At 41.9% G+C, this 24,724-nt stretch carries 24 protein-coding genes; 5 read left to right on the top strand and 19 right to left on the bottom strand.

The features are described 5' to 3' along the window. Positions 1–271: 271 nt before the first annotated feature. The 4 genes from V7161_RS13250 to V7161_RS13235 are packed head-to-tail and all read right to left on the bottom strand — an operon-like array spanning position 272 to position 3,681. Complete coding sequence (locus tag V7161_RS13250) at positions 272–1,129, bottom strand: HpcH/HpaI aldolase/citrate lyase family protein (protein WP_335445587.1); 858 nt, start codon at positions 1,127–1,129, stop codon at positions 272–274. A gap of 57 nt (positions 1,130–1,186) precedes the next feature. Beyond that, positions 1,187–1,831 (bottom strand): GntR family transcriptional regulator, encoded by a 645-nt coding sequence (locus V7161_RS13245; RefSeq protein WP_335445586.1) that lies wholly within the window; start codon positions 1,829–1,831, stop codon positions 1,187–1,189. 30 nt (positions 1,832–1,861) lie between these two features. Further along, positions 1,862–3,130, bottom strand: coding sequence for a TRAP transporter large permease (locus V7161_RS13240; RefSeq protein WP_335445585.1), 1,269 nt, complete (start codon positions 3,128–3,130; stop codon positions 1,862–1,864). Next, positions 3,127–3,681, bottom strand: coding sequence for a TRAP transporter small permease (locus V7161_RS13235; RefSeq protein ID WP_335445584.1), 555 nt, complete (start codon positions 3,679–3,681; stop codon positions 3,127–3,129). Before V7161_RS13235 ends, V7161_RS13240 begins: the two co-directional genes overlap by 4 nt. Before the next feature lie 223 nt (positions 3,682–3,904). Here V7161_RS13235 and V7161_RS13230 point away from each other — a divergent pair, with 223 nt between their 5' ends. Genes V7161_RS13230 through V7161_RS13220 form a run of 3 tightly spaced genes read left to right on the top strand, consistent with a single transcriptional unit; the run spans position 3,905 to position 6,412 of the window. Beyond that, on the top strand, positions 3,905–4,489 hold the full coding sequence (locus V7161_RS13230) for an amino acid synthesis family protein (RefSeq protein WP_335445583.1): 585 nt from the start codon (positions 3,905–3,907) through the stop codon (positions 4,487–4,489). Further along, positions 4,486–5,424, top strand: coding sequence for an NAD(P)-dependent oxidoreductase (locus tag V7161_RS13225; RefSeq protein WP_335445582.1), 939 nt, complete (start codon positions 4,486–4,488; stop codon positions 5,422–5,424). Before V7161_RS13230 ends, V7161_RS13225 begins: the two co-directional genes overlap by 4 nt. Next, positions 5,369–6,412 (top strand): DctP family TRAP transporter solute-binding subunit, encoded by a 1,044-nt coding sequence (locus V7161_RS13220; RefSeq protein WP_335445581.1) that lies wholly within the window; start codon positions 5,369–5,371, stop codon positions 6,410–6,412. Before V7161_RS13225 ends, V7161_RS13220 begins: the two co-directional genes overlap by 56 nt. A 262-nt stretch (positions 6,413–6,674) precedes the next feature. On the opposite strand, the gene V7161_RS13215 is transcribed toward V7161_RS13220, so the two are convergent. From V7161_RS13215 to V7161_RS13185, 7 genes are all read right to left on the bottom strand, one after another. Beyond that, positions 6,675–7,745 (bottom strand): tartrate dehydrogenase, encoded by a 1,071-nt coding sequence (locus V7161_RS13215; RefSeq protein ID WP_335445580.1) that lies wholly within the window; start codon positions 7,743–7,745, stop codon positions 6,675–6,677. 1 nt (position 7,746) lies between these two features. Then, complete coding sequence (locus V7161_RS13210) at positions 7,747–8,331, bottom strand: FumA C-terminus/TtdB family hydratase beta subunit (protein WP_335445579.1); 585 nt, start codon at positions 8,329–8,331, stop codon at positions 7,747–7,749. A gap of 12 nt (positions 8,332–8,343) precedes the next feature. After that, the gene (locus tag V7161_RS13205; protein WP_335445578.1) at positions 8,344–9,186 is read right to left on the bottom strand and encodes a fumarate hydratase; all 843 of its coding nucleotides are present in this window, start codon (positions 9,184–9,186) and stop codon (positions 8,344–8,346) included. 3 nt (positions 9,187–9,189) lie between these two features. Further along, complete coding sequence (locus V7161_RS13200) at positions 9,190–9,861, bottom strand: GntR family transcriptional regulator (protein ID WP_335445577.1); 672 nt, start codon at positions 9,859–9,861, stop codon at positions 9,190–9,192. Positions 9,862–10,425: 564 nt separating this feature from the next. Beyond that, positions 10,426–11,112: a hypothetical protein gene (locus tag V7161_RS13195; protein ID WP_335445576.1), complete on the bottom strand. Its 687-nt coding sequence runs from the start codon at positions 11,110–11,112 to the stop codon at positions 10,426–10,428. Positions 11,113–11,601: 489 nt separating this feature from the next. After that, positions 11,602–13,782 (bottom strand): transglycosylase domain-containing protein, encoded by a 2,181-nt coding sequence (locus V7161_RS13190; RefSeq protein ID WP_335445575.1) that lies wholly within the window; start codon positions 13,780–13,782, stop codon positions 11,602–11,604. Between the two features lie 302 nt (positions 13,783–14,084). Next, the gene (locus V7161_RS13185) at positions 14,085–14,459 is read right to left on the bottom strand and encodes a FixH family protein (RefSeq protein WP_335445574.1); all 375 of its coding nucleotides are present in this window, start codon (positions 14,457–14,459) and stop codon (positions 14,085–14,087) included. Positions 14,460–14,566: 107 nt separating this feature from the next. On the opposite strand from V7161_RS13185, the gene V7161_RS13180 reads away from it, so the two are divergent. Continuing rightward, positions 14,567–15,337, top strand: coding sequence for a phosphotransferase family protein (locus V7161_RS13180; protein ID WP_335445573.1), 771 nt, complete (start codon positions 14,567–14,569; stop codon positions 15,335–15,337). Positions 15,338–15,544: 207 nt separating this feature from the next. Here V7161_RS13180 and V7161_RS13175 read toward each other — a convergent pair whose 3' ends face one another. From V7161_RS13175 to V7161_RS13140, 8 genes are all read right to left on the bottom strand, one after another. Then, the gene (locus tag V7161_RS13175) at positions 15,545–15,703 is read right to left on the bottom strand and encodes a hypothetical protein (RefSeq protein WP_335445572.1); all 159 of its coding nucleotides are present in this window, start codon (positions 15,701–15,703) and stop codon (positions 15,545–15,547) included. Between the two features lie 103 nt (positions 15,704–15,806). Further along, on the bottom strand, positions 15,807–16,133 hold the full coding sequence (locus V7161_RS13170; RefSeq protein ID WP_335445571.1) for a VOC family protein: 327 nt from the start codon (positions 16,131–16,133) through the stop codon (positions 15,807–15,809). Between the two features lie 457 nt (positions 16,134–16,590). Beyond that, entirely contained in the window at positions 16,591–17,028 is a 438-nt protein-coding gene (locus V7161_RS13165) for a hypothetical protein (protein WP_335445570.1), read from the bottom strand. Between the two features lie 262 nt (positions 17,029–17,290). Then, a complete protein-coding gene (locus tag V7161_RS13160) occupies positions 17,291–18,268 on the bottom strand; it encodes a 2-hydroxyacid dehydrogenase (protein WP_335445569.1) in 978 nt (325 codons plus the stop codon). A 127-nt stretch (positions 18,269–18,395) separates the two neighbouring features. After that, positions 18,396–19,496, bottom strand: a complete 1,101-nt coding sequence (locus tag V7161_RS13155; protein WP_335445568.1) for a Ger(x)C family spore germination protein — start codon at positions 19,494–19,496, stop codon at positions 18,396–18,398. Continuing rightward, positions 19,493–20,593: a GerAB/ArcD/ProY family transporter gene (locus V7161_RS13150; protein ID WP_335445567.1), complete on the bottom strand. Its 1,101-nt coding sequence runs from the start codon at positions 20,591–20,593 to the stop codon at positions 19,493–19,495. The genes V7161_RS13155 and V7161_RS13150 overlap by 4 nt, the downstream gene beginning before the upstream one ends. Positions 20,594–20,597: 4 nt before the next feature. Beyond that, positions 20,598–22,145 carry a spore germination protein gene (locus tag V7161_RS13145; RefSeq protein WP_335445566.1) on the bottom strand — a complete coding sequence of 516 codons (1,548 nt, stop codon included), beginning with the start codon at positions 22,143–22,145 and terminating at the stop codon, positions 20,598–20,600. A 143-nt stretch (positions 22,146–22,288) separates the two neighbouring features. After that, positions 22,289–23,383 carry a mechanosensitive ion channel family protein gene (locus tag V7161_RS13140; protein ID WP_335445565.1) on the bottom strand — a complete coding sequence of 365 codons (1,095 nt, stop codon included), beginning with the start codon at positions 23,381–23,383 and terminating at the stop codon, positions 22,289–22,291. Between the two features lie 265 nt (positions 23,384–23,648). Between V7161_RS13140 and V7161_RS13135 the strand changes: the two genes are divergently transcribed. Continuing rightward, entirely contained in the window at positions 23,649–24,617 is a 969-nt protein-coding gene (locus V7161_RS13135; RefSeq protein WP_335445564.1) for a bile acid:sodium symporter family protein, read from the top strand. Positions 24,618–24,724 lie beyond the last annotated feature (107 nt).

Genomic DNA, 24,724 nt, shown 5'->3' with positions numbered 1-24,724 from the left:
GTAGAGCTCTTTTTTTGGCTTTGGCGGGCAATGAAATGCTCTTTCATTTACCGTGGAAGCCTTCATCCCGGTTTTAGAGATCGTAGAACTCCTCTACGTTACCGGATTCTTTTCCCAACCCCGTTTTGGGTAACGTAGAACCTCTCTACGTTTCCGGATTCTCTTCCCAACCCCGTTTTAGGTAACGTAGAACCCCTCTACGTTTCCGGATTCTCTTCCCAACCCCGTTTTAGGTAACGTAGAGCCACGACTCTCCCAGAGCAAAAGTCACTTAAGAAAGTCCAACCGACAGTAACAACGCCTTTGCTTTTTTATAAACCGGATAATCCACCAGCTTATTCCCCACTGCAATCGAGGCAATTCCTTGCTGCTCCGCCGCTTCAAAGGCATTCACAATTTCTAATGCTGCATCCAATTCCTTTTGGCTTGGCGAGAAGATCTCATGAATCGGATGCAATTGCTTCGGATGGATGGCAAGCTTCGCCTTGTAACCAAGCCGCCTTGCCCTTAGCGACTCGTTGATCAACCCCGGTTCATTCGCAAGATCTGGATAGACGGCATCAACAGGACTGCCGATTCCCGCCGCTTTCGAGGCATTGACCACCTGAGACCGGGCATATAGGAGCTCGACCCCGTCATCGGTCAGCTCGCAGTCCACATCCAAGGAATAATCAATCGAGCCAAATACTAATCTCTTAATCATGTAATGGGCCCCTGCGATTTCATATGCAAATTGAACACCTCTCGCGGTTTCAATTAACGGAAGAACGACAAAAGAATGAAGTTCACGATTCTGTCTTTCGAGGAAAACAAGGGCGGTTTCGCATAACATCTTCATACTATTGGCATATTCCGCCTTCGGGACGATCACCCCGCTTGCACCCGCCTCAATGGCGGCTTCTAAATCCTCTCTCCAAAAAGGCGTATTTAGATCATTGATACGGATCAATACATCTTTTTCTGGCTGGTTGTTTTCGAGAAAAATTTTTGCCCGCTCTCTTGCCTCTTGTTTTTCAGAAATGGCAACGGCATCCTCTAAATCAAATATGACACAATCAGCTTCACTAGCCAGCGCCTTCTCAAACATCCTTGTTGACGTGGCAGGAACAAATAAATAGGATCGCTTCATTTTTACAAAATCCCTCCTTTTAGGATATTGGATACAATTTAACAGAAAAATAACTGCTTACTCTAGTAATCGAGTAAGCGTATTCCCCGTTCTCATAATATGGTGCTCCACTAGCTGACCGAGCAAAATGGGATCTTTTTCATCAAGGGCTTTCAGCATGGCCTTATGCTCTTCATTCGAAACCAGTGTGGTATCTGGAATTAGACTCGGAACATGCGCTGGATAGCCCTCAATATATTGTTTGCATAATACTTTTATTTTTTTCCATTTACACCCGCTCTGAAGCAGCAAATGAAATTCCTTATTATTCTCCACGAATGATTCCATATCACCCAATGCGATATCCAGGTCCATTTTTTCTACTAATTCTTGAAGCCTTTCCCGATCTTCATTCGTTAAAAAGTTCATGGATTTTTGTACGGTAACAGCTTCCATCTTGGATCTCAAGAAATATAACTCTTCGATATCATCACTTGTGATCCCCGTTACTTGAGCCCCTTTATGGGGAAGGATTTCAACTAGCCCTTCCCTTTCCAGGTCTCTTAACGCTTCGCGAATCGGCATCCGGCTTACTCCCATTAGGGAAGCTAACTCATCCTGGATAAGCCTTTCACCCGGTTTTAAATTACCGGTGATAATCGCTTCACGAAGTTTCGTAGTTACTTTATTCTGTAAGGTCTCAAATTCCATAACCGCTTTCATTTTACTACCCTCTTTACTGCTCGTGTCAGATTACTTGGCCAACAATAAGGATACCTGCGGGAAAATAACCACGATCGCCAGGGCGAGAATCATTAAGGCAAAGAACGGCAGAACGCCTCGGACAACTTCGCCAACCTTTTCCCTTGTAATGCCGCTGACGACGAATAAATTCAGCCCAACAGGAGGCGAGATCATCGCCAGCTCCATATTGATGGTCATAATGATGGCAAAATGAATAATATTGATATCAAATAATGCTAAAACTGGTAATAAAATAGGTAAGGTGATTAAAATGATGGCAACCGAGTCAAGGAACATCCCCATAATAAAGAACATGATATTAACACCAATCATAAAGATCCACTTGTTGGATGTGCTTGCTTCAATCCAAGTCGCAAATGCCTGCGGAACCTGTTCTGTTGTCAGGAACATACCGAAAATCATGGCAGATGCAATGACAAGGAAAATCATTGAAGTAATATTAATGGATTCTTTCAGGACCTCTCTAAACTTCGGAAAGCTTAATTCTTTGTAGATAAAAATAGAGACAATTAATCCATATAAGCACGATACAAACGCTGCCTCTGTTGGTGTAACGGCACCTGAATAGATTCCGCCTAGAATAATAACAGGAAGCAGGAAGCCCCAAAACGCTTTGGCCGTCTTTTTCCATCTTTCCTGCATCGATTGTTTTGGCAATTTACCATAATTATGGATTCTTGCGTGAATAATAGCAGAGACTAATAGAATTCCTCCAAGCATTAATCCAGGAATGATACCAGCAGAGAAGAGTTTCCCGATTGATTCTTCCGCAACCGTTCCATAGATAATCAGTGGAATCGAAGGCGGGATCAAGATTCCAAGTGTACCAGAGGCAGCCACAAGCCCCATTGCGTACCTTTTGCTATAACCCGCTTTCACCATACCAGGGATCATAATACTACCGACTGCAGCCGCCGTTGCCGGACTTGAACCTGAAATGGCCGCAAAAATCATACAAGCGAGGACTGTGATAACAGCTAGTCCTCCGCGGATATGACCCACCCATGATTTCAAGGCCTCAATTAAATAGTGGGAGATACCGCCCTTTGACATAATGATTCCGGCGAAGACAAAGCCCGGGATGGACATCAATGTGGCTGAGTTCAATGAATTGAACATCTTTTGAATAACAGTATATAGAGTAAAATCGGACATTGATAGTGCGATGACACTTGATAATCCCAAACTGACGGCAATCGGAACCCGTATTAAGCACAGGACCGCAAAAACTAGAAACAGGACTAAAACTGGATTCATGCGCCTACTCCTTTCTCATTTGAGCTTCCATCTTTTTGCATCTCTTCATATAACAGTTCAATCTCACCGATAAGCTCTCTTTGATCGCCTTTCGCCGCTTTGTAAGCCTTTACAATAAAATAAAATCCTAATAGACCCATTCCGATAGGAAGTACCAGATAGGAAATCCAGATTGGCATACCGATATCAATCGTCTTGGTTCCTTGCTCTTTTGAAACCGCTATCAACTCTAAGGAAGAATAAGCAAGGTAAAGGGCAAATCCTGCTCCAATTAAATTACTAATGGTAGCCGTTATTCTTTTTAAACCTTTAGGAAGCTTATCAAATAATAACTCTACTTGAATGTGCCGGTTGTCTTTTAATGCCAAGCCGAAACCGATAAAAATGGACCAGGTAAGCATAAATTCAAAGATTTCCGTGATCCAAGATTCTGGCGCATTCAAAACATACCTTGTAAAAACTCCGTACAAACTTACAAGTACTCCTCCAATAAACAGCACCCCTGCTAAACCTTCTTCGATGTGATCAAGCCATTTAAAGAGTTTCTTCATAAAAATCAACTCCTTATACTGTGGATTGTATCCAATCTACAACTGGACCTAATTTAAAATATACAAGATGGTATCCAAAAAATAAATAGAAAATTTTATTTATTTTGTATTTTTTGCGTATTCACAATATTTATTGTTTTTGTTATAGTGGTAATATCAGCATTTGACGAAGACATCTCGACTGTAGATTGTATCCAAAATCCAAAATATCTGGAGGGCAAAAATGGAATTAGAAATCAGAAAAATCGTCACCCTTTCCGAAGAGACCTTTATTGAAGGATTCAAAAAAGCAGATAAGCCTGTTCGGATTGCTGCTGCATTAGCCGTCATAAAGAACCCTTATGCTGGCAAGTATGTGGAAGACCTTCTTCCTCTCATCCAAGCGTGTTCCGAACAACTTGGTGAACTGCTGCCAAAGAAAGCGATGGAAGCTTTAGGTGTTACAGGTGAGGAAGTAGAAGGTTATGGAAAAGGGGCACTCGTTGGACTCGATGGAGAGATTGAACATGGTTCTGCAATCATTCACACGCTAACCTTTGGAAATCCGTTCCGTTCTCAATGCGGAGATGCGGAAACACTCCTCCCTTCTGCTGAAAAAAGAGGGGCTGCCGGCAGCAGTTTGGATTTAGCGATTAAACACAAAATGGATGCGAAGATTCGCAGCCACCACATGACGTTTGAAACTAGAATCCCTGATGCTCCTAGAAATGATGAAATCGTCATCGCGGCTGTCGTGACATCAAGCGGACGTGCTCATCCGCGTATTGGCTCTCTACATAAAGAGCTTGAAGGAATTTTTCCTTCATGATCCAGGCGGTAGGTTTTATTGGACTTGGTAAAATGGGGCTGCCGATGGCAAGAAACCTGCTGAAAAATGGATACGATGTTTACGGAATGGATGTGAATGATTCCGCAATCAGCGAATTCCAGAGCTATGGCGGGAAATCTGGTAAACTTTCAGATTGGATTCACAACGTCCAAACGATTATTCTTATGCTCCCCTCATCTAAGATCGTAAATCAAGTCATTGACGAAATTATGGACCATTACTCCTCAGAGACATTAACCATCATTGATATGAGCAGTTCCTACCCAGAAGAAACTAGAAATAATTTTAAAAAACTAGAAGAAAAAAATATCGAATTTTTGGACGCGCCTGTCAGCGGGGGCGTCAAGAAGGCGGTCACGGCTGAGCTAACGATTATGATTGGCGGCAAGGTTGAAACATTCACCGAATGTAAGCGTTTGCTGGAGTCGATGGGTAAAAACCTCTTTCATGTTGGTCCCATTGGAAGCGGGCACTTAATAAAGGCGATTAACAACTACCTTTCCGGTACGCATCTATTGGCTACCTGCGAAGCCGTCCAACTGCTCGAGCGTTTTGAGGTGGAGCCGGAGACAGCCATTCATGTCTTTAACCAAAGCACAGGCCGAAGCGGTTCAACCGAATATAAGTTTCCATCCTTTATCCTAACGGAAAGTTTTGATTCTGGTTTTAGTCTAGAACTGTTACGGAAAGATTTAGAAATGGCTAAAAATCTATTTATACAATCAGAAGCCGCGACCAATCTTCCGCAGCTTGTTTTTAACAGATTCGATGATGCCAGTCAGACACTTGCAAAGGATGCGGACCATACAGAGATCTATCAATATGTGTCAAGCTATTTATTACAAAGGGGGAAATTAAATGAAAAAGATTCAGAAACTATTAATTGCAGCAGTAACTCTTCTATTAGTATTTAGCCTTGCAGCCTGCGGCTCTTCATCCAAAGAAACAAGCAGCTCAGGCAGTAAATCTGGTGATGGCATTCAAGAGTTGACGATTAAAATTTCCCACGTTGTCGCGGAAAACACACCAAAGCAAGCCGGTGCCCTTGCCATGAAAGAATATATTGAAAAAGAATCCGGCGGAAAAATTAAGGTTCAAGTATATCCAAACAGCCAGCTATTTGGTGACAAAGATGAATATCAGAACCTAGTTGCCAACAACGTTCAGTTCATCATTCCGGATATGTCCAAGCTCGTTGGTAATGATCCTGGCTTCAACGTTCCTGCCATGCCTTTCTTGTTTAAAGATGATGCAGCAGCCGACGCCTTCTGGGATGGCGAGAAAGGCCAAGAAATCTTTAAGCGATTAGAAAAAGATGGCGTACATGGTCTTGCGATGTGGCCAAACGGCGCCAAACACATGACTAACAATAAAAAACCAATTAAGTCACCAGAAGACCTAAAAGGCTTAAAGATCCGTACACAAGGCGGTCAGTTACTCGAAGAAATTTACGGCAAGCTAAATGCAGGTTCCGTATCCATTCCATTCGCTGAACTTTACACAGCCCTCCAGCAAGGTACGGTTGACGGAGAAGAAAATACTTACAGTAACATCGAATCCAAGAAATTCGACGAGGTTCAGAAGTATACCACTGTAATGGGACATACCCGTGTTGACTATGCCCTATTAACAAATACGAAATTCTGGAATAGCTTAAATGATAAAACAAAAGCTATTGTTCAAAAAGGTGTAGAAGAAGGAACAAAGGTTGCTCGTGATTCTGCCAAAAAGTTAAATGAGGAATCACTTAAAAAGCTAAAAGATCGCGGCCAAACTAAAATTAATGAACTAACTCCAGAACAAATTGATGCATTCAAAAAAGACCTTCAGCCAGTTTACGACGAATGGAAGAAGAAAATCGGCGAAGATATCATTAATGATGCTGAAAGCAAAAACAAATAAGCTTTAGTTAGTTGTTTTGAAAACCCCTAATTTTGTAGATTAGGGGTTTTTATTTGTGATGGTGAGACGCATTACGACAGTTTTGACATGCCATCTGATAGTTAGCAGAGCTTATCCGACAGTTAGCATGCTTCGCGACAGTTATAACTCGTTATCCGACAGTTACGGCATCCCATCCGACAGTTAGCGTCGCTATCCACTATTGCAATAAAAAAGACTGCCTCAACCCTTCGAGACAGCCTCACTTATTTATCACAAGCGCCTAAGACACCGAGCAAACCTTCTTCAATCGGCTGCAAATGGCTTCTCCAACCTCATTTGTGGAGGATGTGCCGCCGATATCTGGGGTCTTGATTCCCTCATTCGTTACCTCTTCCACTACATCCAATAGCTTCTGACCCAGCTCGTGCTCCCCAAAATGATCGAGCATCATTTTAGCAGTCCACACCTGCCCGATTGGGTTGGCAATGCCGCGGCCATAAATATCCGGCGCTGAACCATGCACAGGCTCGAACATAGACGGATACTTTCCACTTAAATTAATATTCGCCGCCGGCGCAATCCCGATACTTCCCATGATCGCCCCGCCGATATCGGTTAATATATCTCCAAATAGATTACTAGCCACAATCACATCAAAAATCTGCGGACGTGTCACGAAAAAGGCAGCTAAAGCATCGATGTGATAGGATGCGGTTTGAATATCTGCATAATCTTTTTTAACATCATTAAAAACCTCATCCCAAAACGGCATCGAGTGGACAATACCGTTCGACTTCGTCGCGGATGTAACATGGCCTCTTCTCTGTTTAGCCAGTTCAAACGCATAGCGCATCGCACGCTCTGAACCTTTTCTAGTGAAGACAGCATTTTGGATGGCAACCTCATCATCCCCGCGGTGAATCCTGCCGCCCACTTCACTATATTCACCCTCACTATTTTCCCTCACGACAATTAAATCAAAGTCATTAGGATTGACTAGCGGTGACTTCAAGCCTTTAAAAAATTTAGCCGGACGAATATTAATCGATTGTTCAAATTCGCGGCGGATCTTAATTAAAAGTCCCCATAACGAAACGTGATCCGGAACCAGCTGAGGGTTTCCTATCGCCCCTAGAAAAATCGCATCAAAGTTTTTTAAGATATCCAAACCGTCCTCCGGCATCATTTTTCCATGCTCGAGGTAGTAGTCACAGCTCCACGGAAACTCTTTGTACTCAAATTTTAAACCGCCATGAATTTCAGCCACTGTATCTAAAACCTTTGTGGCAACAGGCACCACTTCTTTGCCGATTCCATCTCCTGGAATGACAGCAATCTCTAGTTTCTTCATATTATATACCTACTTCCTTATTGGCATTTTTATTAAAATTTTCATACTTGGCAATCTCTTGTGTATACAAATCTTGACCATGGGCGTCATAAGCAACCAGTAAAGGAAAGTCTTCGACCTCGAGCCGTCTGATGGCTTCTGGCCCCAAATCCTCATAGGCCACTACCTCAACCGCTGTCACCCTTCTGCTTAAAATGGTGGAAAGCCCGCCGATTGCGGCAAAGGAAATCGCACCAAACTGCTTACAGGCTTGCTTAATCATGTCTCTTCTTGGCCCTTTTCCAATCGTCCCTTTTACCCCATATTCATACATCGCAGGAGCGTAAGGGTCCATGCGAAAGGCGGTCGTCGGAGCCACGGGCCCAATAATTTGCCCAGGCTTTGGCGGGCAAGGTCCGGCATAAAAAATAATTTCGTTTCTTAAATCAACAGGCAAAGGCTGATTTGCTTCGAGCAGGTCAACCATTCTTTTGTGGGCGGCATCGCGCGCCATATAAATTGTCCCTGTTAAAAGAACCTGATCCCCAATCTGCAGCTTTTGGATATCTTCATTGGTCAGCGGTGTTTTTAGCCGATATTCTGCCATTTCCGTCCCCTCCTACAGCACAGCCGACTTTTTACGGGCGGCGTGACATTGAATGTTTACTGCAACCGGTAATGCGGTGATATGACAGGCATAGGTTTCAATTGGCACCCATAAAGCCGTACTGGTTCCGCCTAACCCTTGCGGACCAATTCCCGTGTTGTTAATTTCCTCTAAAAGTTCTTTTTCCAGCTGGGCAATATGCGGTTCATGATGATGAACACCAATTTCCCTTAACACAGCATGTTTCGCAAGCGAGGTTACTTTATCAAAGCTTCCCCCGATGCCCACTCCAACGACAACGGGCGGACAAGCCTTCCCCCCTGCTTCTTTAATCGTCTGCAGAACAAAATTTTTAACCCCTTGCATGCCTTCACCTGGAAGCAGGAATTTCATCGCACTCATATTTTCACTGCCTCCGCCTTTTGGAAGCACCGTGAATTTGATTTGATCACCGGGAACGATCTCGGTATGTACGACAGCTGGTGTATTATCCCCTGTGTTGACGCGGATGAGCGGATCCCCGACAACCGATTTTCGCAAATAGCCTTCGCGGTAGCCGGTCCGTACCCCCTCTTGGATCGAGTCTAAAAAGTTTCCGCCAGTGATATGGACGTCTTGACCAACTTCCACAAACACCACGGCCATGCCCGTATCATGACAATAAGGCATGTGATTCACCTTGGCTTCATCTGCATTTTCAAGCAGCTGCTGCAAAATGGTTTTTCCAATCGGAGAAGCTTCTGTTTTCTCCGCACGTCTGAATCCCGCTAATACATCTTCAGGCAAGTAATAGCAGGCTTCCCAGCAAAGCTTGGCAACGGTTTCAACAATTTGATCAACATGGACGATTCGCAATCCTTATCTCTCCTCTAACTGTTCAATGATTTGAATCAAATTGGATAGATCCTCCTGCGTATGCTCTTTTAATCTATCAGATGCTTTTTTAGGGTTTCTTTCTCTTATAGCAAGGTAAATGTCCGTATGACCTTTTAATATCGTATCCAACCGGCCATCACCTTGGATATTCAAGACACGGTAATAATAAATGAGACTGTTCAAATCCTCCACAAGCTTCATCAGTCTTGCATTCCCGCTGTATAGGATAATTAGTTCATGAAAACGGGCATTACATGCTACAATAGTCTCAGTATTACCTTCTTGGATGGCTTCCGCTGTTTGCTCTAATATTTGTCCAAGCTCCTGCAGCTGCTCGTCGGTTCCTCGTTCCGCTGTCAGTTCAACAGCTTTAGACTCTAGCGAAATCCGGCATTCGTAAATATCGCGCACATCCTGCAAATTGGGTTTATAGACGGATATTTGGGACTTTTCGTCCATTACCAGCAATCCTTCAATAATCAACCCCCGAATCGCTTCTCGAACGGGACTGCGGCTGATTTGATATTGTTTAGCAATCTGGGCCTCATAAAGCCGGTCACCAGGTTTGTAAACACCACTAAAAATACTTTCTTTTATAGATTGCTGAATTTGTTGATAATATGGCAATGGCTTTTGCAATGGACTGTCAAACATTTGTATACCTCTTCTCAATTTTTAGTTACATTATGGTCAATTCTTGGCCGTTATTTTTATCATTGTGTCGGCTGTCGACAAGGTACACTATAATTATATGATAAGTTTTCAGACATTTCAAATTTTAATTCCTTATGTTTAGAAAATAAAAATGACAAAACTTCGGAACAGAGGCTTTGTCTATTTTTTAAGGGGTTTTGTCTATTTTTTGGGGCGGATTGTCTATTTTTGAGGGCACTTTGACTATTTTTTTAATAGTTTTGTCTATTTAGCTAAAAACTGGAAACCAAGGAACTCAACTTTAATTCCCACGAATATGCTTTGGACATTTTTAAAAGCACATTGGACATTTTTGGGACCACTTTGGACAATTTTTCAAACAGTTTGGACATTTAGCTAAAAAATGGAAAAATAAAGCCCCCATTCATATCAGTCATGGATAATCTCATTGGCCATAACAATTTTTCCCCCTTCATCTCGAAAAAAATTTGTCGAATGTGAAGTATAAAAACAAGCGCACCCATAAAGGGAGCGCTTGTCCACAATTTTTAGGATTTACTTAATTCAATTATCGCATATAGCTTCAAATGCTTCGTATTCTTCAGGAGTTAACCGATCCATAACCGTTGATTGAATCTCCGACTTTACTTCAGGAGTTAATCCTCCCTTAGCTTTATCGGCAAAACCCATTAGCTCGCTCATCGTGAATTTCGTTAATAAAAACTTCAAGACTTCATCTCTTGAAGTGAACTTTAATTTCGAATCATTAGTGGACGGTTTTTCAGTCTTCGTTGATTTCGGGGCTTCCTTACTTCCTGCCGCAGCAGCCTGCTCGTTACCAGCAGAAGCAGAGGCAGAGGCAACTAGCGGAGAATTCGCCATCGGCACCACTGAATACTTATCAAGGATTTGCTGCTTTTTTTCAGAGCCTACTTCATCCTCAATGAATTGCTGAACGGATGGGTCCGTCAATAGTGCTTGGATTTCCTTTTTCGGTACTTGATGAGAAATTTCTTTGACCACTTTTTCGGAGGCAAGGTCCATTCCAATTTGATAGCCAAAAAAGCCAATTACAGCAAGTAGAACGACAGGCAGCCCAAGCTTGAACCGCTTCTTCTTCCAAAAAGGTCTGACAGGGAAACGGTGATTGGATCCAACCTTTTTATAATATTGTCCGTCCTCATCCTTATAATAGCGAATTCCAAAAAGCTTCATAGGTGTTCTAGTTTCTTTCATTTTCATCTTCTGCATGACGAGTACCCCTTAAAAAAATTAAATCTGAACCCATTAATTTTCTTGTTATTTACAAAAAAAGTCAACAAAAAAATGATGGACTTTTAAAACCGAATTTATTTGTATATAATAGACATATAATAAAAAAGAGAAGTGCGCTAACACTTCTCTTCTGCAACCTCTACCGTCAGGGTGGTGGTTGTCATGTTAAGTTATTTACTTTGAGAACCACCCTTTTGCTTGCGACGGCGCGGGGTGGTTTTCTTGTACTCTAAAACGGTTTTCCGAAAGAAATAGGCACAAACTTCACGCAAAATTCCCTTCAGAGCTTCTCGTAAAATTTCAAGAAATAAATCCAGTATTATCACCTCCTTCCCTAATGCCGGAAAAGAAGATCACAACCTGGCCACCCTCACAATATTCAGTTGCAACTCCATTCTAACACTTTCTAATAAAATAAAACCCCATCAATCTTCGACAAAATCCGGGACTTGAAGGGCACCGGTATCAATGTTTATGTTTCTCTTTACCTTTGCCCTTCCCTTTCCCTTGCTCTTTCCATTCCTTTTGTTGATTTTTCAATTCTTCTTTTTGCTGTTTCTCTTCATCCTTCTCTGACTTTTCTTCTTTCTTAGGAATGATTGGAACTTCTGCAGAACTTACACCCTTGATATACAATTCATTATTCGCCCGGTAAACACTGCTTGGCTGTTTAAAATTGGATGCGTCCGTACCGAAAGCTTGCATCATTGCTTTAAACATAAGCTGCGAGATTTTCGTCGAATTGCCGCTCATGTAATTCCCCTGGCCGTTTTGCGCATAGCCCGTCCAGACAGCCATGGTATATTGCGGAGTATATCCAGCGAACCAGCTGTCATTTGTCGCGGAACTTGGGTATCCATACTTAGATCTAGTTTTTGTATCAAAATTGGTGGTACCAGTTTTCCCGGCAACATCCAGTCCGGGAACATTGGCTGTTTTCCCTGTTCCTTCATTAACGACTGAGCGCATCATATCTGTCACCATATAGGCGGTATAATCATGCATCACGCGCTTTTCTTTTCCCGCAAAACTAACAACTGTCCCATCTGGAAAAACAACCTTTTGGACAAAATGCGGCTTATTGTAAACACCATTATTGCCAAAAGCACTGTAGGCACCTGCCATCTCTAACGGATTTACAGTATTACCACCAATTGAATAGGATTCATACACTTGGTTATTTTTAAAAGTAATGCCAAGCTGTTCTGCAAAATTCTTTGACTTATCCATCCCAACCTCTCTCATTGTCAGCAGCGCTGGGATATTGTAAGAGTTTTGCAGTGCCGAGCGGATGGTCAGCACCCCATGATATTGATGATCCCAGTTGGAAATGGACTGGCCGGTTTCGTAGGTTGTCGGCTGGTCATCAACCAAATGGGCAGTCGACCACTTTAAGTTTTCAATCGCCGGTCCGTAATCAAAAATTGGCTTAAAGGAAGACCCAGGCTGACGGTTGATATCAACGGCAAAGTTGTTGCCTAGGAATGACGCTTTATAATCATTCCGTCCGCTGCCAATCGCTCTGACTTCCCCCGTTTTCGTATCTAAAAAGACAAATGCCCCTTGAAATTTCGCATCCGGATAGGCGATGACTTCATTGGTATTCATCATTTTGTCAGCATAATCCTGTGCTTTTGGATCGAGGGTTGTATAAATCGACAACCCATCCTCGCTGATGTTGACATCCTTCAGTTTCCCCTTTACCTCTTTCACCGCTGCATCCAAAAAGGCTTCATATGGCATGCTTTGCTGCTCGCTTTTAGGTACTAGTCCCTCTGTTACAGGAACTTTTTCTGCTTCTTTCATTTGTGCTTCCGTAATATACCCATCTCGAAGCATCGAGCTTAGGACAATGTGACGGCGCTTCGTGGCTGATTCTTTGTTTTCCGGTTTGGTCGGATCGTAATTATTAGGACTTTGCGGCAAACCGGCTAACATTGCTGCCTGCGCCAGCGTCATTTTTTTCAAATCATTGGCTTCAAGTCCATAATAATTCTTCGCGGCCGCCGCCACTCCGTACGAACGGTTTCCCAGATAGATTTTGTTCAAATACATCATTAAAATTTCGTGCTTGGAGTATTCTTTTTCCAACTGATACGCCAGATCCCATTCCTGCACTTTCCGCTTCAAAGTTTTCTCTGGAGACAAAAAGGAGTTTTTAATGACCTGCTGGGTAATCGTACTGCCCCCCTGGGATCCGAAATCCCCGGTTACGTTCACGAATATGGCCTTGGCTGTCCGTTTGAGGTCGATTCCATGATGCTCGTAAAAATGGGAATCCTCTGTGGCAATAAACGCATGTTCCAGCACTTTGGGGACTTGTTCATATGAAATTTTCGTCCGCTTTTCCTTCCCATATTCATAAAGGAATTTTCCGTTCTTATCATAAAATTTCGTGGAAAGCGGATCCACCAGCTTCGATGCATCTAATGTAGGTGTACCCTTAACCATTGAAGCGAATGTGATGGCTCCGGCTCCTGTTGAAACAAGACCAAGCACCAAACAGACAATAATTACTTTTTTCCATAAAGATCCCTTTTTCAACAAGGAGCCTCTTTTCTGTGTACTATTACTTCTCTGTTTATCTTGTTTTGCTTTTTCCACTTGCTTTCGTTCTTCACGAGATTGATAGGTTTCTTCTGACATTCTTCTTCTCTCCCATGTTAAGTTACTCAAAGTTGAGTTATCCAGTATTTGGATGTCATTTTACGTAGAGCTATTTATATACATTCGGAAGGAAGCTTAAATTTATGGGGAGGAACAGGCTCTTTTTTTAAAAAATAGGATTGGACATTTTTTTGCGGGTATTGGACAATTTCGAGGTGGGTTTGGACATTTTTTCGTGGGCATTGGACAATTTCAGGGTGCCTTTGGACATTTTTTTATCCACTTTGGACTATTAGACAAAAAATAAAAACACCTTGGCACCCGAATCAACGTTTTTAGTCCTACTGTGCATTTTTATAAACAATGGAAAACCGTTTTTCCCCCGCCCATTTTTCTCCTTTATAATCGATCTTAATGGCTGCAGTATAATCGCCTTCCATCTCAATATTCGCATTCCCGGCGTAGACTCCATCCCCCATTTCCTGCAGCTTCATGGAAAGATCGCCATGACTCATCCCTTGCATTTTCAAAACTGCACTAACCTTTGCACCTTCGACTGGTTTACCTTCACGGTCCAGGATTTTCAATTCAATGGGAGACGCCTGCCCAGGCGTAAACGATTTTGGCGTAGAGAGCTTTATCTGAAAGTTATTTGAATTGCAGCCTGAGATCAAAACCAGTACGATACTAAAAACAACGACAATAAATTTGTTCATTACATCACAACCTTTCAGGTCATTATAACACAACACCAGAACCGTCTCCTTGGCTTATATTTATCTTAATTGTTATATTTAAAAATAGGGAAGTGCGGGTGATTGATTTGGCTTATAATATTCAGAATGAAATTGAGAAAATAATAGGTGAAATCCATTCTTTTGATTTATTAGAGGAACAAGGCTGTACCTCTGAAGTTCGCCGCCTTGTTACTATTAACGGGTGCTACTTGCTTAAAAGCGCTTATAATGAAAGATATCGAACCTGGCTAAAGGCAGAGGCTCAGGTTCTAGAAAGATTAACCCACGAAAGAGAAATTCCAGTCCCCGCCTATTATGGATATATCGAGAAAATGGACAGCAGTCACCTCATCATGTCATTTGAAGAAGGCATTACATTAACAGCTGCTTTAGAGAGTGGATTGTCAAACTCCGATAAAAAAGCGTTAGTGAAAAGCTTTGGACAATTTCTTCATCATTTTCACGAAATGCGGCCGATTGAAGCGCTCCAAAGGGAGAATGATTGGCTGGAAGAACAGTTTCTCAAAGCACAAAACTATATAGAAAACGGACAGACGGAAGGCAGCTTAGAATTGCTAAACAAGTTAAAGTCACAAAAACCGCTGCCAGTCCAACAAACGATTATACATGGTGATTGTACAACAGATAATGTGCTTGTTATCGACGGGAAGGTAGAACTTTTTATTGATGTGTCTGGAATGACAGTCGGAGATCCCCGATATGATGAATCCCTGGCGATTAGCCCTTTTGTTGATAATCCTGAATACTTACATGCCTTTTATGAAGGCTATACACGCTATAAGGTTTCAAAGGAAGAATTTCTGTATTTTAATGAGGGCCTTTATGAGTTTTTCTAAAAGCTTGTGTATTTATTAAGAAAGCGTGAACATGAGCTGTCTTATGGACTCGGGAGCGTGATTTTTGGCAAGCCGAGTCCACTAAGGCTCTGTCTGATTCCCTTGATGAGCGAAAAGAACCTGCGGGCTGGTCATTCGTTTAGGCGGATACAAAAGGATGGTGCGCATGTTAGAAGAAATAGAAAAACGCCATAAAAGGCGCTCAAGTTAATCCTTTTTATCGTTATTATCGTCAATCCCATCATTACCCTTGTCCAACCCGGTCATATTATTTACGACTTGGAATATTAAGTCTAGTCCCTGGTCCATTGCATGGATGGATTCCTCTTTGTCTTCTTGCTCCCTATCTTTTTCTTTCCCTTCCATCTTTTGTCACCTCCTAAAAGTAGGATTCGTAGTAGCCCAAAAAATATTCAGGTGCCAAAAGAATAGCGGAGGTCGAAGGCTTTTTGTGCATTTTATTAATCAATTAGTAACTGTGGGAGTGCTCTACATACTCAACTACTGTTCCATCTGGTTGTTCGACAATCATGCTGTAGCCTGAAAAGTCTTTCGTAATATCCTGACGAATCACGGCACCATTATCCAACAGCCACGTTTTATAAGCGTGAATATCCTCTACCAAGAAACAGATCGCGGAATCTCGTACCTTTGCCAAAGCTTCATCTGTCCCGCTAACTAGCAGAAAGTCTCCTATAGCAGCAATATCCAATCCTTTACTCCAATAGTTGAATCTTGTTGCCTTGGTCTGAAACAGTCCTTCGTAAAACGGGACAACTTTTTCGAGATCGTTCACATAAATCCTATTTATGATTTTTTTGATTTTCATATCTCTTATCCCTCTCGCACGTTTTTAACTTACTGAATTATTTTACATTTTTATCAAAAATCCAACAATATATGCAAAAACTACCAAAACAAATGGGTCTGTTAAACTTGGTTGTTGATTTCTTCCCGTATTTCATATTTTCCGCATTATGAAGGACCTTTCTGTCGTTTTCATGATGGAATCGGGTATTAAAAAACCCTTTTTAATGACCGTTCTCTTGATTGCTAGATGGGTTTTGTCTTTAATTTCCCCTATGAAGGACATCTCTCTCGTTTTCATGATGGGATCGGGTATTAAAAATCCCTTTAATTGACCGTTCTCCTCTTTTAAGGATCGGCTTTGTCCTTCATCCTCAAATCAACATTAAACTTTAATATAGCCAAACAAAAAAAGAGAAGTGCTCCACCACTTCTCTTTGCAATACTTAAAAGTTTAACCTTATGGCAGGGATAATTTCAGTGAAAATCTCATAGATGATGCCGCCTAATAGGACGATTGCTGGTATGACGAGAAGGCCGAAAAAAACGTAAGCGTATATCCGCCTGATAGGTATGCGGTCGACCCAATTTGTTACCAAATGGACTGACATCGCTAAAAGAAGCCCCCCCAATAGGAAAAGAAACGAGAACAAAGTGATTCCTAATGAAGCTTGTGGTCCAAACAATTCATTACCCGGATTGGATAAAAAGAAGGGAATCCCGAAAATACATAGATTCATCGCTCCATAAATCAACCCTTTACGCACCCAGTCGTTGGGCAAGTAATGGTGAATAAACGTATAGATGATACTGTTAGCCAAAGTAAAACCGAGACCTAATAAGACTAAGAAAAAGGTTCCTTGAAACGTAAATCCACTGGCCAAGAGAGGGAATACAACCGCGATCATTTTCATTGCAAGGCGTAATAATAGACCAGCAAGAATTCCAGTAATAACCGCAGAAAAAAAGCCAATCCCTAGATTCCTTGCGATTCGGGCAAACCGGGTTGAAGGTGAAGCGATAACCGATGTTTTTGCATTGATCTCACGTTCGATAAGATATTCCCCCTTTTCCTGTTCAACATCATATTAATTATATTAAACGTTAAACAGGAAAATTCCTCCAGGACTTCAGAGGGGGCCGTTTTCAGCGCTGACATACAACTGGATTGATTAGGTTCGGAGGTATCTCCCCCAGCACTCCCCGGACGAGGTTCTCAGCTGCCAGCTGCGCCATTTTCAATCGGGTTTCATGGGTGGCCGACCCAATATGCGGTAAAGTCACCACATTATCCATCGACAGCAGCGGATGATCCGCTTGAACAGGCTCCTGCTCAAAAACATCGAGTCCTGCCGCCAGGATATCCCGATTTTGCAGCGCCCGAACCAAGGCGTTTTCATCTACCGTCGCACCCCGCGAGCCATTCACAAAAATAGCCGATTTCTTCATTAACTTAAATTCCTTTTCACCAATCAGCTTTACGGTTTCTGGAGTCAGCGGGGTCATAAGGCAAACAAAATCTGATTCCCGTAACAATTCCTCGAGGGAGCAATACGTTGCCTGGAAGGTTTGCTCCGCTTCAAGATTACGGGAGCGGTTATGATACAAAATCGGCATATCAAACCCAAAATGGGCTCTTTTGGCAATGGCCATTCCGACTCCGCCCATTCCAATAATGCCTAGCTTTTTATGGTGCACATCAACTCCAAACAGATTCTCACCATCTGTTGGTAACCATTTTCCTTCCTTTACATACTGATTTAATTCCGGCATTCTTCTGGCGGCGGCCAGCATCAGCCCAAAAATCGTATCTGCTACCGTATCATTTAATACGCCTGGCGTATTGGTAGCCATGACGCCCCGACTGGTTATGGCAGGAATATCTAAGTTGTCATAGCCGACAGAAACATTACTCACAATTTTTAACTGAGGAGCATGTTCCAAAAACTCTTGATTTACCTTTAAACGGGAACCCAGAATTCCCTTGGCATCCTTTAACTCTTGATAAAAACTTTCATATGTATCTTCATTCAACTCTTCAAAATAAACTACCTCACACGCTTCCCGGATAAAGTCCAAAACAGTGGAATCGAGTTTCTTATAGACAATTACCTTTGGTTTCATAGGCAGCCTCACTTTCCTCTCATTCATGATATATCTATTGTAATAGTGTCCACTCCTAAATCACCAATAATATACCTACGAAACCAAAGGGAAAGTTGTCATTTTATGGAACCGCATTGCCCATGTACTACTTAATCGTCCCCATCCCGCCAATTGTTACATGTACCTTGACGTTCACATCAGCTTTCGAAAAGGCTTTTCCCCATTGATTTTGGACTTTTTTCCACTCTGGATACGTATAAGCTCTTGCATAGATCCCAAATCCGAAAGGGTCAATCCCCTTGGTTTGCGTTTTCTTTATTAAGCGCTCAAAATCCGCTTGCATTTTCTTTTCAATGCTCTTTTGCAGTTTCGCTGTATCGCTCCGTACATTGAATGGAAAAAGTCTTTCTGTAATGACCACTCTCATTTTTACGTCTGTATCAAAAATAAAATGATTGTCATACCTTACCTTTGTTTTCGCCTTGATGCTCGGAGTACTAAAGCTGATCCAATGATCATGTCCATTCGATTCCAAAGGAACGGAAATGGTAAATGGAAAATCCCCTTTTGTTTTATGCTGCAGGATACGTAAAAATTTGTTTTCATGCGGTGTTATGCTTAACTTATAGTTGCTCTGTTCATCAAGCAGAGCAGTTCCAGTCAACATGATTTTGTGGTCTTTTTTCATTTCGGTAATGCTTGCTGTTATCCCTTTTTCCGTCGTTTGCTCATGAAATTCTTGAAGTGTCGTTTTTACTGTGACATTTCTTCTGTAAGCTGTATCCACTAAATTGGCTAAATACAAAGGGAGACGCGGCTTGTCTTTGGGCCTAAAAAAAATGACGTCCGAAACAGGACCATCTACGGCGACCACTCTTGTTGTAACCGTATTTTTGGGGTCCCGATAAAAAGGATCGATGTAATCAATCCAATTTTTTCGTTTTAACAGCTTCTTCCCGACTAAGAGTAATTGCGTTTTGCTTCCCGATGTTAAAGCCATTACGGTCATATCAAACAGCTCTCTGGAATCTCGAATTGTAACAGCCTTCACTTCGACTTTCTCCTCTTTTTCCTTTGCTTCTTTGTTAAACACCGGACTAGACATATACACCAATAAATGACCATTCTTATCCAAGTCTAAACCGAGTATAAGTGACAGTGATACATCTTCAACATACATTTGGTCCACGCATCCGGTCATCAACATAGCCACAAGCGATAGGCAAAGCAGTGTCTTCCTTTTCAATGGTTTACCCTCCGACGGAACTTTTCATATATCCAGCTATAGACCCATAAAAAGGGAGGAGCTGCGAATGCCAATAGCAGCCCTCCTTTCGTAACCATTTTCTGCCACCCTTCTGATTCAATCCAAGTAGGATCCAGCCAAAATACCAATCCAATAATAATCAATAATAAAATAGTTACGTAATTGCTGTGGTCCTGTTTTCCAAGCAATTGACTAGAACAAAACGCAGCAAAGTATACGCAAGGCATCCAGGCTGTGGAAACAACAATTAGATAAACAGCCAATAAAACCATGTCAAAACGCTCCAAAAAACGAAATTCAATGAGTTTAAGTAAATTCAGTACAGGTTGATTAAATTCAATAATCCCATCGGGGCTAAAATAGGCAAAGCAGACAAACGTCACAAATACATAAAACAACATCGTTAAGGTGTTCGCAATCGTGATTCCGAGCACCGCATGTTGCTTTTTTTGTAAAAAAGGGTACAAGAAGAACGCTACTTCAAATCCCAAAAAGGAAAAAACAGTGGTAGGCACAGCAGACAAAACCGGTCGCCACCCTTCTTTAAGCAAAGGAAGGAAGTGGAGCCAATTTCCATCCTTTAACGGTATCAATAAAAACAGAGGAATCCACATGACCATGTAAAAAGATAATTCCGAGTACCTGCCTAAAACGCGCAATCCGTTGCGGGCAACAAAAAAAGTCGGAATCGAAAATAATAGCAAAATGATATAATCAGGGGTTTTAGGCAGAAACCATGCCTTGATATAAAGACAGGCATTTACAAGAATGGTCCAAGCGTAAAATGCAAAGTAAAACATGTAAATCAAGACGAGTGCTTTCCCCAGTATTTTTCCGAAAAAACGTATTAGAATTTCGTAAAGGGTGTCCTCAGGGTATTTTGCAGCGGCTTTAACTAAAAAAATGCTGGCAGCGACCGAGCAAAACCAGCCAATTAAGATAGCGATCCAACCGTCGGTTCCAGCTTTTTCAGCAAGTATGCGCGGGAGGGATAGAACACCAGTCCCTACCTGCGTTCCATTAATCAAAAAAATATACTGCATGAGCGTGATTTCATTATAGGCATATTTCTTCATCGTTTCACCTTTTAGTGCGATTTCGCCCTTGTCGAATAGTTGGAATTGCCCCGGTTCCTTTTGGGCGGCTTTTCATTGTCCATAAAGGAAAGCGCAGAAATGCATCCTTCATATCGGCAAATCGGAATGGAGCCAACGGAGTTCCATAGGGTGTGCCTAATGATTCAAGACTAACCAGGTGGCCGACTATGGTCATCCAGCCTACCACAAGCCCTACAACTCCAAACATGGCGGCGGCTAACATCAATGGGAATCTTAACAGTCTAATGGACGAACTCATATCATAATTTGGGATGTTATAAGAAGCGATAGCTGTAACAGCAACGACAATGATCATAATGTTACTGACAATTCCCACCTGAACAGCCGCCTGACCAATGATAATGCCTCCCACAATACCGATGGTCTGACCAATTGGAGTCGGCAGCCTTAATGCAGCTTCCCTCATCAATTCCAAGATCGTCTCCATAATGACCGCTTCCAGCACAGGCGCGAATGGAACTTTTATCCTTGATTCAGCAATCGAAAGTAAAAGCTCCATCGGGATGACTTCAAAATTAAATGAAATAAACGCAACATAGCTGGCGGGAAAAAATAAGGTAATGATAAAGGCTAAAAAACGGCTTACTCGGATAAAGGAAGAAAGTAACCAACGGGAACCGTAATCATCCACAGCCTGAAAAAAAGACATAAAATTTGTCGGAGCAATCAATACGCTCGGAGAACGGTCCAAAACAATCACGAATCTTCCCTGGAGAATGTGGGATACCGCTGTATCAGGTCTTTCGGTCAACATAATTTGCGGGAAGGGTGAATAAGGATTATCTTCAATAAACTCGATCAGTTCGCCGGTATTAATGATCGCGTCCACGGTAATATTTTGAATCCGTGTTTCCAATTCTCTCAGCACGTCATCAGAAGCCACATCTCTTAAATATAAAAGGGAAACCTTTGTTTTTCCTCGTAAACCGATTGTCATTTCTTTCAATATTAATTCGTGGTGGGGAATATACCTGCGAATTAATGCGATATTTTGTGTCCCTGTTTCCACAAACCCTTGATGAGCACCTTTTAGAGCTATTTCGTTTTGAGGGTCATTAAGTTGTCTTTGCGGCCATCCTTTTGTATCTAATCGATACCCGGTGCTTTGTCCATTTATCAATAAAACGCTATCTCCACCTAGAATGGCACTTTCTACCTGACCCCACGTTTCGACGACCTCGACATCTCCTATTGTAATGGGCAGTTCCTTATCAAGTTCGAAGGAGCTGCTCATCAATGGCTTCAGAACATGATTATGAATCGCATCTTTATTCGTCAATCCAGGCAAATAAACCAAAGCAGCATCAGATTTACTAGCGTTAATGGAAAAGCAGCGTATTACTAAATCAGGTGCCTGAGAAAATACCTGCTGGAGTATTTCTGTATTTTGTGTTAAATCAGAGTCCAGGACATCATCTGCGCTCTTTTTTTTCTGAAGATTAGAATGGGTGCTTCCTTGTTGGTGCAGAAATGAGCGCTTGCCTTTTGAGGGCTTCAGAAAATCAAACATCCACTCCGTCCCTTTCTCAATCGTTTTAAGATTTTGTTTTTAGTATGCATTCATATAGGAAAAATATTCTAATCCCATTCAAACAGCCGGCAAAAAAAGACCTCCGCGTCACCGCAAAGGTCTGATTTTCTTTATATTTATTTTCAATCAAAGGAACCCATAGTTTGCAGCAATTCATTGGATTGTGGTGATACATAAATCGTCCGGCTTGGGAAGGCGACTTCTACTCCTTCTTCCTCTAAAATCCCCATGATTTCTAAGTTAATTTCATGCTTGATTTTAACGTGCTCTGCCCATACAGTCGTATTCGTGAAAAAATAAACCAGAACATCGAGACTGCTTTCATTATAATGATCGAAGGCTGCCATAATCGTATCCGGATGAATCTCATCATGTGTCCGCAGCATTTGATCAATCCGGTAAACCACGCGCTTTATTTGGTCTTTAGTAGTTTGATAGTTAAGCCCTAAGTGGAACGTGATCCGCCTTTTCCCCATCCGGCTCCAATTGGTAATAGCCTCATTCGCAAGTGTTGCGTTCGGAACGGTCACCAATGCCTGACTAAAGGTTCGAATTTTCGTACTTCGGAAATTAATATCTTCGACGATCCCCTCGACGCTGGGAGTCAGAATCCAATCACCAATGGAAAAAGGCTTTTCTGTAACAATGACAATCCCGCCAATGAGATTCCCTACCGCCTCTTTTGCCGCTAAAGCAAAGGCAAGACCCCCTAATCCGAGACCAGCGACCAACCCATTGACATCGTAATCAAATTCCTGTCCGATAATGCTGATACTGATGGCAATCAGGATAACTCGGATGGTCCTTGAAAAAAACGGAATCAGAATAGAATCAATCTTATTGGTTAATTTTTCATTTAAACTGATTAAAATCCCTGAAGTAGGAGAGGTCAAATTAAACAAACCCCAAGTAATTAAAACAATGACCATAGAACGCAGAAGTTTTAAAAATAAGGCATTCTGTTGTTCGATAAAAGGAAAATAGTCCATGGCCAGGTACAAACCAAAAATAATGAAAAACCAGCCTAAAGGACGTTCAAATGCCAAACATATTTGAGTAAAAAAATCCGTTGGCGTCTTCCTCGTCAATTTTAAAATCAACTGAAACACATACTTGGTGAAAATGTTTCGAAAAACAATAAATAAAAGCAAAATCCCTATAGAAATCCCTAAATTTTTTAACACGTCATAGTCGATATGAAATGAACCTAAAGACATTATTTAAATACCTTCCCTCTTCTCACCGATGTTTTGTGGAAACACCTGCTTTTTAAACCTCTAAATAATAACTTGTTTAAAACGATATTTGAATGCAACAAAAGACTCAAAACGGTGAAGATTTTTAAGAAAGGGCTTCCATCTATGCCTTCCCGCTTCAACGCTTTAAACATTTAATTTAATAGACAAAATTTATTGATTTTTAGAAATATTTAATCTAACATATTTAAATATTGGAAAAATTTTTTTTACTGGAGGGTTAACTTTGGAAGTCATCGAGAAAATCAGCGGCTTTGCTGGGAAAACATTTACGTTATGGGTTTTGATTTTTGCAGTCATTGCTTTTTCTTTTCCTGAGCACTTTGTGGGACTGGGAGGCTATATTGTTCCTTTACTAGGGATCGTTATGTTCGGAATGGGCCTGACACTTGAGTTATCGGATTTTAAAGAAGTGTTTAGAAGGCCAAAAGAAGTAGCTCTTGGAGTCATCGGTCACTTTATCATTATGCCGCTGCTTGCCTTTTTACTGGCAGTCGGACTTGATTTACCGAAAGAAGTCGCGGTCGGAGTCATTTTAGTAGGATGCTGCCCAAGCGGTACAGCTTCCAATGTAATGGTGTTCCTAGCAAGAGGAAATGTGGCGCTTGCCGTTGCCATTGCCTCAGTTTCTACACTTCTTGCACCAATCATTACACCATTGCTCATTCTTCTGTTTGCAAGCAAATGGGTGGATGTCAGCGTGGCATCATTATTCCTTTCGATTGTACAAGTGGTCATTGTTCCCCTAGCTCTTGGCTTTATCATTAAAAAGTTTTTTGGAAAACAAGCACAGGCTGGTGCAAAAGCAATGCCGCTAGTTTCCGTTATCGCGATTGTGTTAATTGTATCTGCTGTCGTTGCCGGCAGCGCGGCTAAAATTGCCGAAACGGGCCTGCTAATTTTCGGAGTGGTGATCCTTCATAATCTGCTTGGATTCTTGATTGGATTCTTCTTTGCCCGTTTATGCGGAATGGACTTGGCCAAACAAAAGGCTGTTGCCATGGAAGTCGGCATGCAGAATTCCGGATTGGGAGTGGCTATCGCCACCGCCCATTTCTCGCCTTTAGCGGCAGTACCAAGCGCCATTTTCAGCGTTTGGCATAATATTTCTGGTTCCCTTCTCGCCAATATTTTTAGCCGGATGAAGGACAAACATCAACCAGATCAAGGCAGCAAGCATGACATGGTAGTTTAGATTAATAGAATCTTTTAAAACCATTCTGTGTAAAACAGGGTGGTTTTTTCTTTGCCGGATATTAGGAGGAGACCTCCCTATTTACCGTTGAAGCGAAATTTTCCTCC

It is taken from the genome of Neobacillus drentensis, assembly GCF_036965425.1.
In the GTDB taxonomy this organism is placed as follows: domain Bacteria; phylum Bacillota; class Bacilli; order Bacillales; family Cytobacillaceae; genus Neobacillus; species Neobacillus drentensis_F.
The sequence above is the reverse complement of the archived record's forward strand: the minus strand, read 5'-3'. Positions and strand labels throughout refer to the sequence as shown.

What these genes read in the sequence shown, in the direction of transcription:
- V7161_RS13250 (WP_335445587.1), bottom strand. Translation starts at nt 1,129, where the DNA reads ATGAAGCGATCCTATTTATTTGTTCCTGCCACGTCAACAAGGATGTTT.
- V7161_RS13245 (WP_335445586.1), bottom strand. Translation starts at nt 1,831, where the DNA reads ATGAAAGCGGTTATGGAATTTGAGACCTTACAGAATAAAGTAACTACG.
- V7161_RS13240 (WP_335445585.1), bottom strand. Translation starts at nt 3,130, where the DNA reads ATGAATCCAGTTTTAGTCCTGTTTCTAGTTTTTGCGGTCCTGTGCTTA.
- V7161_RS13235 (WP_335445584.1), bottom strand. Translation starts at nt 3,681, where the DNA reads ATGAAGAAACTCTTTAAATGGCTTGATCACATCGAAGAAGGTTTAGCA.
- V7161_RS13230 (WP_335445583.1), top strand. Translation starts at nt 3,905, where the DNA reads ATGGAATTAGAAATCAGAAAAATCGTCACCCTTTCCGAAGAGACCTTT.
- V7161_RS13225 (WP_335445582.1), top strand. Translation starts at nt 4,486, where the DNA reads ATGATCCAGGCGGTAGGTTTTATTGGACTTGGTAAAATGGGGCTGCCG.
- V7161_RS13220 (WP_335445581.1), top strand. Translation starts at nt 5,369, where the DNA reads ATGAAAAAGATTCAGAAACTATTAATTGCAGCAGTAACTCTTCTATTA.
- V7161_RS13215 (WP_335445580.1), bottom strand. Translation starts at nt 7,745, where the DNA reads ATGAAGAAACTAGAGATTGCTGTCATTCCAGGAGATGGAATCGGCAAA.
- V7161_RS13210 (WP_335445579.1), bottom strand. Translation starts at nt 8,331, where the DNA reads ATGGCAGAATATCGGCTAAAAACACCGCTGACCAATGAAGATATCCAA.
- V7161_RS13200 (WP_335445577.1), bottom strand. Translation starts at nt 9,861, where the DNA reads ATGTTTGACAGTCCATTGCAAAAGCCATTGCCATATTATCAACAAATT.
- V7161_RS13195 (WP_335445576.1), bottom strand. Translation starts at nt 11,112, where the DNA reads ATGCAGAAGATGAAAATGAAAGAAACTAGAACACCTATGAAGCTTTTT.
- V7161_RS13190 (WP_335445575.1), bottom strand. Translation starts at nt 13,782, where the DNA reads ATGTCAGAAGAAACCTATCAATCTCGTGAAGAACGAAAGCAAGTGGAA.
- V7161_RS13185 (WP_335445574.1), bottom strand. Translation starts at nt 14,459, where the DNA reads ATGAACAAATTTATTGTCGTTGTTTTTAGTATCGTACTGGTTTTGATC.
- V7161_RS13175 (WP_335445572.1), bottom strand. Translation starts at nt 15,703, where the DNA reads ATGGAAGGGAAAGAAAAAGATAGGGAGCAAGAAGACAAAGAGGAATCC.
- V7161_RS13160 (WP_335445569.1), bottom strand. Translation starts at nt 18,268, where the DNA reads ATGAAACCAAAGGTAATTGTCTATAAGAAACTCGATTCCACTGTTTTG.
- V7161_RS13150 (WP_335445567.1), bottom strand. Translation starts at nt 20,593, where the DNA reads ATGAAGAAATATGCCTATAATGAAATCACGCTCATGCAGTATATTTTT.
- V7161_RS13145 (WP_335445566.1), bottom strand. Translation starts at nt 22,145, where the DNA reads ATGTTTGATTTTCTGAAGCCCTCAAAAGGCAAGCGCTCATTTCTGCAC.
- V7161_RS13140 (WP_335445565.1), bottom strand. Translation starts at nt 23,383, where the DNA reads ATGTCTTTAGGTTCATTTCATATCGACTATGACGTGTTAAAAAATTTA.